The 12,401-nt window shown below is 57.1% G+C and carries 11 protein-coding genes and 1 tRNA gene; 8 read left to right on the top strand and 4 right to left on the bottom strand.

Going from position 1 to position 12,401, the window contains the following annotated elements; genetic code table 11:
- The first annotated feature begins 80 nt into the window (after nucleotides 1-80).
- From dusB to hflX, 6 genes are all read left to right on the top strand, one after another.
- Nucleotides 81-1,172 (top strand): tRNA dihydrouridine synthase DusB, encoded by a 1,092-nt coding sequence (gene dusB / locus ABF979_RS09690; RefSeq protein ID WP_415559457.1) that lies wholly within the window; start codon nucleotides 81-83, stop codon nucleotides 1,170-1,172.
- Nucleotides 1,173-1,193: 21 nt separating this feature from the next.
- Nucleotides 1,194-1,922 (top strand): helix-turn-helix domain-containing protein, encoded by a 729-nt coding sequence (locus ABF979_RS09695; RefSeq protein WP_415559459.1) that lies wholly within the window; start codon nucleotides 1,194-1,196, stop codon nucleotides 1,920-1,922.
- A 68-nt stretch (nucleotides 1,923-1,990) separates the two neighbouring features.
- Nucleotides 1,991-4,285: a sensor histidine kinase NtrY-like gene (locus ABF979_RS09700; protein WP_244974490.1), complete on the top strand. Its 2,295-nt coding sequence runs from the start codon at nucleotides 1,991-1,993 to the stop codon at nucleotides 4,283-4,285.
- Entirely contained in the window at nucleotides 4,275-5,681 is a 1,407-nt protein-coding gene (locus ABF979_RS09705; protein WP_202207768.1) for a sigma-54-dependent transcriptional regulator, read from the top strand. Before ABF979_RS09700 ends, ABF979_RS09705 begins: the two co-directional genes overlap by 11 nt.
- Nucleotides 5,682-5,777: 96 nt before the next feature.
- A complete protein-coding gene (gene hfq / locus ABF979_RS09710) occupies nucleotides 5,778-5,993 on the top strand; it encodes an RNA chaperone Hfq (RefSeq protein WP_369826498.1) in 216 nt (71 codons plus the stop codon).
- Nucleotides 5,990-7,297, top strand: coding sequence for a GTPase HflX (gene hflX / locus ABF979_RS09715; protein WP_046901109.1), 1,308 nt, complete (start codon nucleotides 5,990-5,992; stop codon nucleotides 7,295-7,297). The genes hfq and hflX overlap by 4 nt, the downstream gene beginning before the upstream one ends.
- Here hflX and ABF979_RS09720 read toward each other — a convergent pair.
- The 4 genes from ABF979_RS09720 to ABF979_RS09735 form a co-directional block, all read right to left on the bottom strand.
- Entirely contained in the window at nucleotides 7,270-8,436 is a 1,167-nt protein-coding gene (locus tag ABF979_RS09720) for an OpgC family protein (RefSeq protein WP_415559460.1), read from the bottom strand. The genes hflX and ABF979_RS09720 overlap by 28 nt on opposite strands.
- Nucleotides 8,437-8,638: 202 nt before the next feature.
- Nucleotides 8,639-9,064: a cupin domain-containing protein gene (locus ABF979_RS09725; RefSeq protein ID WP_215750602.1), complete on the bottom strand. Its 426-nt coding sequence runs from the start codon at nucleotides 9,062-9,064 to the stop codon at nucleotides 8,639-8,641.
- Nucleotides 9,061-9,675: a cupin domain-containing protein gene (locus ABF979_RS09730; RefSeq protein WP_415559462.1), complete on the bottom strand. Its 615-nt coding sequence runs from the start codon at nucleotides 9,673-9,675 to the stop codon at nucleotides 9,061-9,063. The genes ABF979_RS09725 and ABF979_RS09730 overlap by 4 nt, the downstream gene beginning before the upstream one ends.
- Nucleotides 9,676-9,758: 83 nt before the next feature.
- Complete coding sequence (locus ABF979_RS09735) at nucleotides 9,759-11,213, bottom strand: SulP family inorganic anion transporter (protein ID WP_202207764.1); 1,455 nt, start codon at nucleotides 11,211-11,213, stop codon at nucleotides 9,759-9,761.
- Between the two features lie 173 nt (nucleotides 11,214-11,386).
- Between ABF979_RS09735 and ABF979_RS09740 the strand changes: the two genes are divergently transcribed.
- Nucleotides 11,387-12,250, top strand: a complete 864-nt coding sequence (locus tag ABF979_RS09740) for an SDR family oxidoreductase (RefSeq protein ID WP_415559464.1) — start codon at nucleotides 11,387-11,389, stop codon at nucleotides 12,248-12,250.
- Between the two features lie 76 nt (nucleotides 12,251-12,326).
- A tRNA-His gene (locus ABF979_RS09745) sits at nucleotides 12,327-12,399 on the top strand.
- The last annotated feature ends 2 nt before the right edge of the window (nucleotides 12,400-12,401 follow it).

The following is a 12,401-nucleotide window of genomic DNA, read 5'->3' on the forward strand; positions in this document are numbered from 1 at the left end:
TAGCGCTTCAGGGGCATTAACGGTTTCGTGGCAAAGGACCGTTTGCGCTTGAGGGAGTGCATCGGTAAATTAACAGTGTCATGACAGCTTCCTCCTCTTCCGCTCCGCCGAACCGCGTTCTCGCGCCCATTGATCTTGGCCAGGGCGTGGTGATCGAAGATCCGGTGATCCTTGCTCCGCTTTCAGGGGTTACGGATCTGCCGTTCCGCCAGCTTGCGCGCGACCTTGGTGCTGGGCTGGTCGTGTCTGAAATGATCGCATCCTGGGCAATGATCCGGGAGAACGAGAACACCATGCGCATGGCGCGTTCGGCCGGGAATGGCCCGAATGCGGTTCAGCTTGCCGGGTGCGATCCGGATGCGATGGCGCAGGCTGCGAAGATTGCGGTTGATGGCGGTGCAAACCTTATCGACATCAATTTCGGCTGTCCTGTGAAGAAGGTCGCGATCGGCCAGATGGCGGGTTCTGCCCTGATGCGGGACGAAGTGCAGGCTGGAAAGATTCTTGAGGCTACGGCACGGGCCGTCAATGTTCCCGTGACGCTCAAGATGCGGATGGGCTGGGATCACGACTCCCTCAATGCACCACGGCTTGCGAAAATTGCGGAAGAGAGCGGAATCCGGCTCGTGACGGTTCATGGTCGCACCCGTCAGATGTTCTATAACGGAACCGCAGACTGGCGTTTCGTAAAGACCGTGAAGGATGCCGTGGGACTGCCGGTGATCGTGAATGGCGACATCAATACGATCCGTGATGCCCGTGAGGCACTTCATCAGTCTGGCGCGGATGGTGTGATGATCGGGCGAGGCTGTTATGGCCGTCCATGGTTCACGGCGCAGGTGGCTCAGTCCCTGAAAACCGGGCAGGACGTTCCGGACCCGGATCTGGCAACGGAAAAGTCCATTGCCCTGCGTCACTACAGGATGATGCTGGATCATTTCGGGGAGCGCCCCGCTCTGCGTCTGGCGCGCAAGCATGTGTCCTGGTACTCCGGCGGTCTACCCGGCTCTGCAACATTCCGCTCCGCCATTAATCGTGTGGATAACGCGCCGGAAGCAATCTCCATGCTGGAAGAGTTCTATGACCGGAACATCGAAGCGGGCGTTGTCCGGGACCGTGAGAACGGACCGGCCGGCAGCATGCCGCGTGATGGATGCAGTGAAGCAGCCTGACCGGCAAAGGTTTAGTCAGGGATGGTGATGCAGGCTGAGCCCTTGCTGGCGGATGAAGCATGCCGTCCGATGTTTCTGTACGGAGCATCCCGGCTCGATCGTCAGGACGTGGCGCGTCGCCTGCATACGCATAGTGTTCGGGCGCAGCAGCCTTTCGTGGTCGCTGCTCTGACGGCTACCCCCTGTGCACTGCGCGAAGACGCTCTGTTCGGAGGGCGTGAAAGCGGCTGGTTCGAGCAGGCACAGGGCGGGACTCTGCTTGTCGATGAGATTGACTGCCTGTGCCCTGCGTTACAGGCCCGGTTTGTCTCGGAGATTGAACGTCCCGAGACGGATCTGCGTGTGATTGCCGCCAGCAGGCACGACCTGACCCTTCTGCTGCGGCAGGGTAATTTTCAAAGCGGTCTGCATCGCTGGTTGGCCGCATTCGAGCCGTCGCAGCGCCTCGGACCTGAGCGCATTAGTGCGGTGTGCCGCCTGCCGGGGACTAAAAATGATCGGCCACGGGGGCTGGCACGGGCTCTCGAACGTCCGTTGATCGAGTATTTTGAGACGGGTCTGGAAAACGACGCGGGCGATCTGCATGCCAGTGTGGTGGGGGAAGTCGAGCGGCCGCTTATTACCATGGTCCTGCGGAGAACAGGCGGGAACCAGCTTCGCGCGGCCGCCATGCTTGGCCTGAACCGCAACACGTTACGCAAGAAAATCAGGGAACTGGATATTACGGTTCCAAAGGGAAGTGACGAGTGAGTTCTTTTTCTCCGGGGCGTGTGCTGAGACGACTGACAAGCGCCAACGGGGTGGTTCTTCTAACCGTCATGGCATTGATTCTGGCGTTCGCGACTTTTGTCGTTCTCGCGGGCGGCATGTCACTGGCGCATCGTCCGCAGGTGCAGGCCATCATCTTCCTGCTCGACTTCATCATGCTCATGCTGATTACGGCAGCAGGGGTGGTGCAGATCGGGCGCATGATGGCAGAACGGCGGCTTGGGCTAGCCGGTGCAAGGCTTCATGCGCGCCTCATTACCCTGTTTGGAATTGTCGCGGTTGCACCGACCATCGTCGTGGGAGCCGTTGCAGCGCTATTCTTCCATTACGGCGTGGAGATCTGGTTTTCCAATCGCGTCAGTAATGCTCTGACGGAGGCCCGCTCTGTAGCGGCAGGGTATCTGCGGGAACATAACGACAATATCCGTACAGAAGCATTTGCCCTCGCTAATACGCTGATCCTTATTCAGAACGATGAGCTGTTCACTCATGGGACAGACCTGTTTCACAATCCATCCCGTCTGCAGGAACTGCTGGACGATGAGGTTTACGAGCGTGGTTTGACCGATGCGGAGGTCTTCGATCCGCTCACGGACAAGGTCCTGGGTGTCGGTGGTCTTCTCGGCAAGACGGACATGAATACCCTGCCGCCTTTACCGCCCAAGTCTGTGGTGGAGATGGCACGCGGGGGAGACGTCGCCATTCTCAACCGCCCTGATCAGCGCATGGTGCGCGCCATTGTCTCGCTGGGCGGGAATTCGGGGCTTATGCTGGTCATTACCCGACCTGTCGATCCTGATGTCCTCGAGCATATGCGGCGTACCAACGAGCTCGTGCAGGATTACCAGCACATGATTGCCAATCGGGGTAAAACGCAGGTCACTGTTGTGGTGATCTTCGGCCTGATGGGATTGCTGGTGTTGGCTGTTGGCATGTTGACAGGGCTTGCGCTGGCCAACCGTATTGCAAACCCGCTAGGCCTTCTCATTCTTGCAGCAACGCGCATTTCCCAAGGCGATCTGGGTGTTCGTGTTCCGGTGCCAGCAAAGACGAGCCGCGAAAAGGACGATGAGGTTGTGGGGCTCTCTCGCGCCTTCAATCGTATGACCGACCAGCTTGAAAGTCAGCGGTCAGAACTGATGCAGGCTTACGATCAGATCAATGAGCGTCGGCGATTTACGGAAACTGTTCTGGCGGGCGTGTCGGCGGGCGTCATTGGTTTGGACCGGGGACAGGTGATCGAACTGCCGAATAGGGCTGCTTCCGTCGTGCTCCAGCGGGATTTGCAACCCGCGATCGGCATGAGGCTCTCTGTCAGTGTTCCGGAATTTTCAGCTTTGCTGGACAAGGCAAGGCAGGCGCCTGAACGCGTCCATACTGATGAAATCCAGGTGGATACGGATGGCGCACAGCGTCCGGGAGGGCCTGGTGACGGCGGGGGTGCCGGTGCCGGACGAACACTTCTGGTGCGGATCGTGGCCGAACTCCGCGGCACGGATGTCGCTGGATATGTCGTAACCTTCGATGACATCACGGCGCTTCAGTCAGCGCAGCGTAAAGCGGCCTGGGCCGATGTGGCCCGACGTGTGGCGCATGAAATCAAGAACCCCCTGACGCCAATCCAGCTTGCAGCAGAGCGGCTGAAAAGGCGCTTCCTGAAAGAAATTCAGAGCGATCCAGACACATATACGCAGCTTGTCGACACGATTGTCCGGCAGGTTGGGGATATCGGCCGGATGGTGGATGAGTTCTCTGCTTTTGCACGGATGCCACAACCCGTGATGCAGAACGAGGACTTTTCCCGGATCTGCCGGGAAGCGCTGGTGCTGCAAAGAAACGCTCATCCCGACATTGTGTTCGAAACACGGGATCTGCCGCCCTCAGGGCCTATTGTTCGGTGCGATCGGCGACTCATAGGGCAGGCGCTGACAAACCTTCTGCAGAATGCGGCAGATGCCATAACCATGACAGACCGCGGAAAATTGCGGGAAAACGCGTCTGATGCCCTGATGCAGCCAATTGGACACATTGTGGTGGGCTTGCACATTCGGGACGGGCATGTCCTGCTAGGGATAGAAGATGACGGGATTGGTCTGCCGACTGGGGAACGCCACCGGTTGACCGAGCCTTATGTGACACACAAGGCGAAGGGCACAGGTCTTGGCCTTGCGATTGTCAAAAAGATCATGGAGGACCATGCCGGGATGCTTCAGCTCACCGATCGGGACCCCGATCCGTCATCCGGACGGCGCGGGACACTCGTCACACTGTCTCTGCCTCTGGCGGAGCTGGGTGGTGCAGGAGAGAAGGAAGACCGGATCATGAGGGTGACAGATGGAACATGAGATTCTGATCGTCGATGACGAGCCGGATATCCGGTTCCTGATCGAAGGTATCCTGAACGACGAAGGATATGCGACCCGCACGGCCGCGAACTCCGATCAGGCTTTGGAACTTTTCAGGGCACACAGGCCGTCCCTGGCTATTTTGGACATCTGGTTGCAGGGTTCCAAGCTGGACGGGATTGAACTGCTCAAGGTCATGCAGGCTGAAGAGCCAGGTCTGCCGACGCTGATGATTTCGGGTCACGGCACCATTGAGACGGCTGTCGCCAGTCTTAAGCATGGTGCCTACGACTTCATTGAGAAGCCGTTCCAGTCAGATCGTCTGCTTCTGGTGGTTCAGCGTGCCTTGGAAGCTGCCCGTTTGCAGCGCGAAAATGCAGAGCTGCGACTGCGGGCCGGGCCTGAGACGACGTTATCGGGGGAAGGGGCTGCCGTTTCGGCTGTTCGGGCCCAGATCGAACGCGTGGCCCCGACCAACTCCCGGGTGCTGATTACCGGCCCAGCCGGTTCAGGCAAAGAAGTGGCCGCGCGGATGATTCATGCGCGCTCCCGTCGTGCGGAAGGTCCGTTCATCGCGCTGAACTGTGCCACGCTCGCGCCGAACCGTTTTGAAGAAGAGCTGTTCGGTCTGGATGGTACGGACGGCCAGCCCGCACGCCGTGGGGTTCTGGAACGTGCTCATCGCGGAACGTTGTTGCTCGACGAGGTGGCAGATATGCCGCTGGAGACGCAGGGCAAGATCGTTCGTGCCTTGCAGGACCAGACTTTTGAGCGGATTGGAGGCAACACGCGCCTCAAGGTTGATGTGCGGGTTATTGCCACGACAAACCGTGATCTTCAGTCCGAAATCATGGCGCATCGCTTCCGGGAAGATCTATATTACCGGTTGGCCGTGGTCCCTCTACGCATCCCTTCACTCCGGGAGCGCCGTGAAGATATTCCGGGATTGGCCAAGCACTTTCTGGAGCGTTGCGCACAGTCTTCGGGATTGCCGATCCGCGAACTTTCCGTGGATGCGCTTGCGGCGTTGCAGGCTTATGAGTGGCCCGGCAATGTGCGTGAACTGCGCAACCTGATGGAGCGTCTGCTCATCATGATGCCGGGCTCGGGCAGTGATCCCATTCGTGCAGATATGCTGCCTTCCACCATCAGTCAGGGCGCGCCGTCGATGACGCGTCTGAACTCGGGGGCGGACGTGATGAGTCTTCCGTTGCGGGAAGCCAGAGATCTGTTTGAAACGCAGTATCTACAGGTTCAACTCATGCGGTTTGGTGGCAATATCAGCCGTACGGCCAATTTCGTTTGCATGGAACGCAGTGCATTGCATCGCAAGCTGAAGCAGCTTGGTGTTACCACACAGGAAGATCGCTCGACGTCACCGGCAGTCGGGGGATAAACGGGCAGTGATCCCAATTCCTTTTTTCCTCAGGGCCGGCGAGTCAAAATTATCGTGACGTCAGAAACTTCATCCACTTCCGCCGGAAGAGACGCTGTGCAGGAAGTTTTCCTCCAGCATCTCCATCAGATCGAGGCACCCGTCACGGTGTTTCTCGTCAATGGCGTGAAGCTTCAGGGGGTCGTAGCTCAGTTTGACAGCCACACGCTGCTGCTGCGCCGGGATGGGCATGTTCAACTCATTTACAAGCATGCCATCAGTACAATCATGCCCGTGGGAGCCCTCCCGCGGTTTGCGGACAATGAACTTTGAGCGGATTTGATACCAAGAAGCCTGCCACGCGTGCTGCTGTTATTCTCCCTTGGGAGAAATCGGGACAGCAGGAAGATATCCGGGCTGCAGATGCCCGCCTGGAAGAAGCGGTGGGTCTTGCGGCCTCCATCGGACTGGTAATCGTTCGGCAGGCGGCAATTCTGCTTCGGGCGCGTCGCCCGGCAACGCTGCTGGGTAGCGGGCAGGTTGAACAGCTTGCCGAAGCCGTGAAGCTGGATCAAGTTGATGTCGTCATTATCGATGCCCGCCTGTCTCCGGGGCAGCAGCGCAATCTGGAAAAGGCGCTGGGGTGCAAGGTTATGGACCGGACGGGTCTGATCCTTGATATTTTCGGCGCCCGTGCCGCCACCCGAGAGGGTGTGTTGCAGGTCGAACTGGCCCACCTCGAATATCAGCGCTCTCGTCTTGTACGTCTGTGGACCCATCTTGAGCGTCAGCGCGGCGGCTTTGGCTTCCTTGGTGGACCGGGCGAAACGCAGATCGAAGCAGATAAGCGAATGCTTGCGGACCGGATCGGCCGGATCAAAAAAGAGCTGGAGCAGGTTCGGCGCACACGTGGCTTGCATCGGGATGCCCGCAAGCGGGTTCCATTCCCGATTGTTGCCCTTGTGGGATACACCAATGCGGGTAAGTCCACGCTCTTCAACGCGCTGACAGGCGCGGCAGTCCATGCTGAAAACCAGCTCTTCGCGACGCTGGACCCTACGATGCGCGCGCTGCGTTTGCCTTCAGGACGGAACGTTATCCTGTCTGACACGGTGGGATTCATCAGCGATCTGCCGACAGAACTGATTGCTGCCTTCCGGGCGACGTTGGAAGAAGTCTCGCAGGCAGATGTCATTCTGCATGTTCGTGATGTGGCTCATCCGGATAGTGCCGCTCAGCGTGCTGACGTGTTGAATGTTCTGGACGGCATGGTGCGGGACGGCATGCTGGATGCCCAATGGCCGGAGCGAACAATTGAGGTTCTGAACAAAGCAGACCTGATCGGCGGTGTTGAAGCCGTGCCGAAGCGTGACAACGCTGTGGTGATTTCGGCCATCACAGGCGATGGTATCCCTGATCTGTTCGAGACGCTGGACCAGTACCTGACGCAGTCCATGCAGGATGTGAAAGTCAGCCTGTCCCTGCAGGATGGTGCGGCACTGGCCTGGCTTTACCAGCATGGTGAAGTTGTCGAGCGGTTTGATCATGAGGGCGGGATGGATGTGCAGGTCCGTCTCTTCCCCATGGACTGTGAGCGCTTTGAGATCAGCTATCCCGGACGTGCTGCTACGGCTTGAGGAGCCATGCGTGCACGGGCCGCTTTCGCCTTCTGGCGAGAGCGGTCCAGCGGGATTGCCAGTGCGAAGGTCAGAATAAGCCCCAGAACATTAATAATGATCTGAAGGCCCAGGCCTGTTCCAAAACTTCCAAGGATCAGGCGTCCCAGCAAATCCAGCACTGTGCCGAACGAGAACACTTCCAGTGAATTTCTGCCAAGCAAGGCCAGGATCTGGCCCAGACGATCGGCTGAAAAACGACGTAGAACACGTGAAGACTGCACGAGATAAAAGATCGACATAATGTCGAACAATCGCCAGACGGCGAGAGTCGATTTCCCATTATTGGGTGGGGCCGGAAACAGGCGCAGCCCGCTCAGGTGCCAGTATTCATACGGAAAGCAGAGGATAAAGGCACCAATCAGGTAGCCCCCGCAGAGCACCTTGGCCCATGTTCTGGCTGGCAGGTCGCCATTATGCTTTGACGCCCATACAGCACCAAGCACACCCAGAATGTACAGAAACTGCCAGCCGAACGGATTGAGATACCAGCCATTCGGGTCCAGCCAGTTTGGAACCGTGATGCGCGGATCGATATTGGCAATCGCCCAGATGGCTGCACTGACGCCAAGCAGCAGCCAGACGCTTTTCTTGAGGGCAGCGTAGATCAGCGGGAAAAGAGCCAGAAGAACAATATAGAGCGGCAGGATATTGAGGTAGCTCGGTAGCGCATCGAAGGTGAGGATGCGCCATAGCCAGCCGTATCCGTGGGCGAGTTGCGGCTCAAGAATATATTCCGGGACGGGCTCGTAATGGCGCCAGTGCCGGACGGTCCAGACGAATACCAGCGTCATGGCTGTCTGATAAATATACAATTTGGCGCAGCGCGACAGGATACGGCGGATACCGCTGGTCCACCCGTCGCGGTCGATCAACCGACCATATGCCAAATAGGACGCATATCCTGCCAGCATGACGAAGATTTCAGCTGCGTCGGCAAAACCGAAATTGCGAATGGTGATTCTGTTGATGAGATTATCGGGCACATGGTCAGCCAGCATCATCAGCAGAGCAGCGCCCCGCAAGGCATCAACGCGATGGTCGCGAGCATGCTTGCGCGGTAAAGACTGTGCATCGGATGATAAGGCTGGCAGCTGCATGGTGCCTTAATACAGTTTTCATTAAACGGGAGTATGAAGACTGGATTACCGCAACATTAAAGATTGTATGGAAAACTGCATCGCGGTCTGAAGCAGATTCATTCATCTGCTTCAGGAAGAGCAGTCAGATCATTCTTTTAATACTGCAGGGAATTCAGGGATATTAAATTTCTTGAAGGAAATGGGCCTGATGCTGAAGGCATCACCGCGGTGGGGTCAGGATGTAATCATCGGCGGTAAAAGGCGGAGCCGAGATTGCGTAAAAACTGAGGGACGAATGCGGGGAAGCCGCAATTTTATGCTTCAAATGTGGGCTGATGCGAATGATGTCGCCTGCTTTGACAAGAGTTATCTGATCTCCAAGCCAGACGGTGCCTTCTCCCTCATGGATCAGGAAGATTTCTTCCGAACGTCGATTGTAACTCTCAGGATAGGTGGTTCCTGCGGTCAGGGTGAAGAGTGCAATGCTCTGATGATGGGACGGGAGTGCAGATCCGATACCGATAAATTCCTGCAGGGTACTGCCTGGTGCGGGGTAAATTGCTGGAACATGGTCTGGGTGGACAACCTGCGCGGCTGCAAAACCAGGTGCGAATAGAAGCGACAGAATACCAAGGCTGATCTTCATTGGGTCTGGTCTTTCACACGGGTGAGGGCAGTAATCTGCTTGCGGAAGGCAGGATAACGCTCGCTGAGGGCTTTGCGTTCACCCAGTTGAAAGTCTTCGGGAATAAAGCCCGGAGCCATGGTCGTGCCAACAAATGACCAGCCAGCGGGACCGTTAGGTGCCGAGCCCTGCCAAACACCTTCAGGAACGACATAGGCAGGATGGTCCCGGTCCAGCGTGATACTTTGGCCTCGGCCGTCAGGATGAAGCAACAGAAGATGAACGGGATCTCCAGCATAGAAATGCCAGATCTCGGCTGTTTTCAGGGTGTGAAGTGCAGAGAAGTCCCGTCGTGTTTCCACGAACAGGATCGCTGTGGAGAGAGGGTGTGTGACACCAGCATAGCGTGCAGGCAAAGCCGAGCCCGCAATAGTTTCTGTGGTGCGCTGAAGCTGGGAAAACCAGCCGCCTTCTACAGGAACAGGCTGCATGTTGTAGCGATTGATCAGAGCCTGTGCGGCAGCAGGTATCTGAGCTGTGGCGTTTTTATTGTGAAACGCGGGTTGTGCGGAGGCAGAGCTTCCGGAAGCGAGGATGGAGCATAGGAGGCTGGTGATAACAAATCTGCGCATCCGGGCAGGTTCCCCTCTCACAATCATGAGTAGGTCTTTGTATCCTGCTTCCTGTCCGGATGCGATATTCCGTGAAAGGCGTGTCACATTGCCAGAAGCGTATTGTCCGACTGAGATGCAATTATGCCATGCTGCTCATGCTTCAGGCCTGTGACTTCAACTGTACGTCCATGACTTCGAAGCTTGTCCAGGACCTTTTCCAGTGCCTGAACGGACGTGACATCCCAGAACCTTGCATGCGTTAAATCGAGTACGACGAGTTCAGCGTTCGTCAGATAGTCAATCTCGGCCGAAAGGCCGTCTGCGGACGCAAAAAAGACCTGCCCGGAGATGGTATAGGTCTCTGTTGATCCGTCGCGGTGGCTGGTTACAGTCAGCAGGCTGGCAGCGCGCCAGGCAAAGAACACGCCCGACAGGAGAACCCCGGCTAGAACGCCGGCAGCCAGATCATGCGTCAGCACGACCACAACGACGGTTACAAGCATTGTCAGGCTTGAAAGCTTGGGTTGGCGCGTGACGTCCCGCAGGCTGCCCCAGGAGAATGTGCTGATCGAAACCATGATCATAATGGCGACCAAAGCGGCCATTGGAACCTGTCCGACCCAGCGATGAAGAAGGACCATCAGGGCGAGCAGAAAAGCACCTGCTGTGAAGGTGGAGAGACGTCCGCGGCCGCCGTAACGCAGATTGCCGACTGTCTGGCCGATCATGCCACACCCGGCAATGCCGCCGAATGCTCCAACGAGAATGTTGGAGATGCCAAGGCCTGTGCACTCCATACGTTGATTGCCGTGCGTGTCCGTCAGGTCATCGACGACTGATGCTGTCATCATGGATTCCAGCAAACCCACGGCAGCCATGGCGACGGCATAGGGAATAACGGCTGACAGGGTCGCCCAATCCAGGTTGATGTGGGGAATAGTGAGGTGAGGGAGACCCGTTGGGAGTTCCCCTAGATCTGACACCGTGTGAACAGGCATTGGATGGACCATTGTGATGGCCGTCAGCAGGACAATGCAAATCAACGGGGATGGGATGGCGTCAGAAATCTTGGGAAGCAGGTAGATGATGACGAGACCCAGAGCGATCAGGGCGTAAGTTTCCCAGCCAACACCCAATAGCTGTGGCATCTGTGCGGAAAAGATCATGATGGCCAGCGCATTGACGAAGCCTGTGCGAACTTCCGCAGAAACAAACCGCATAACGGCCTGAAGGCGCAGAAGGCCGAACACAATCTGTAGAGCGCCGGCGATCAGGGTGGCGAGCAGCATGGCCTGCACGCCGTGGGCATGTACGAGTGGTGCGGCAACAAGAGCAACAGATCCTGCGGCTCCTGAGATCATTCCGGGTCGGCCACCAAAAATTGCGATTGAGACCGAAATGACAAAAGACGCGAACAGCGAGACCGCAGGTGAAACACCGGCGATGTAAGAGAAGGCAATGACTTCGGGAATGAGGGCAAAAGTGCCGACCATGCCAGCCAGAACCTCACGCAGCGGGTTTTGTCCCCACTGGCGGCGGTAGAGAGCGGGTGTCATGACAATCCTTGAGAGTGAAGAGCTACAGGGTGCGACGTATTCGGGCCCGGCGCGGCAATGGTGCGGCCAGTGTACCGTGCCTTAGAGCAGGATTGAAGATGTTCACGTGGAAAGATGATTGAACATTCACTGCATTCACAGCGTTGGCATGAGAACAACTTAAGGAGTTCGACATGAGCCGATATCCGAAGCCCCCGTTCGACACGCCATTGCAGAAGCATATTCCTGGTCAGACATTGGAAATGACACCCAAGCCTGATCACGGTGAGCAGACCTATGTGGGGAATGGACGCCTCAGGGGGAAAACGGCGATCATCACCGGAGGCGATTCCGGGATTGGCCGCGCTGTTGCGATTGCCTTTGCGCGGGAAGGGGCGGATGTAGCGTTGTCATTCCTGCCCGAAGAATTGGACGACGCCCGCGAGACTGCAGCATGGGTCGATAAAGCGGGACGAAAAGCGCTGCTCTTGCCGGGAGACATTAAAGAGCGCTTCGTCTGCAAGGAAATCGTCGACAAGACGGTGGCCGAGTTCGGCAAGGTGGATGTGCTCGTCAATAATGCTGCTTTTCAGATCGAACGTGAATCTCTGGAAGATGTCAGCGAAGACGAATGGGATCTGACGTTTGATACGAATTCAGGCGCAGTGTTCCGGCTATCGCGGCTGGTTGTTCCTCATATGCCTGAAGGCGGTTCCCTGATTCACACCGTCTCTGTCAATGCGGATCGGCCAAAGCCAAAGCTGCTGGCCTATTCGGCAACCAAAAGCGCCATATTGAACTTCAGCGGTGGTCTGGCAGAGTTGCTGGCGGAACAGGGAATACGCTCAAACACGGTTGCTCCCGGACCAATCTGGACGCCGCTGATTCCCGCAACCATGGGTGGAGAGCACGTTCGCAACTTTGGAGCAGATGGTCCGATGAAAAGACCGGGGCAACCTGCGGAGCTCGCCGGGGCCTATGTCTTTCTGGCCAGTGATGAGGCAAGTTACGTTTCGGGTGCCAATATTGCTGTAACTGGTGGTGTCCCTGTTATCTAAGCAGAAAATTGAAGAAAACTTTGAGAAAGGGCTAGACGCCAGCTGAACCTTTCTCTAAAGAACGCATCGCTGTGTGGCGGATGTAGCTCAGTCGGTAGAGCGCCGGTTTGTGGTACCGGTTGTCGCGGGTTCGATCCCCGTCATTCGCCCC

The sequence above is a fragment of the Gluconobacter sp. genome (genome assembly GCF_047723935.1).
Classification (GTDB): Bacteria; Pseudomonadota; Alphaproteobacteria; order Acetobacterales; family Acetobacteraceae; genus Gluconobacter.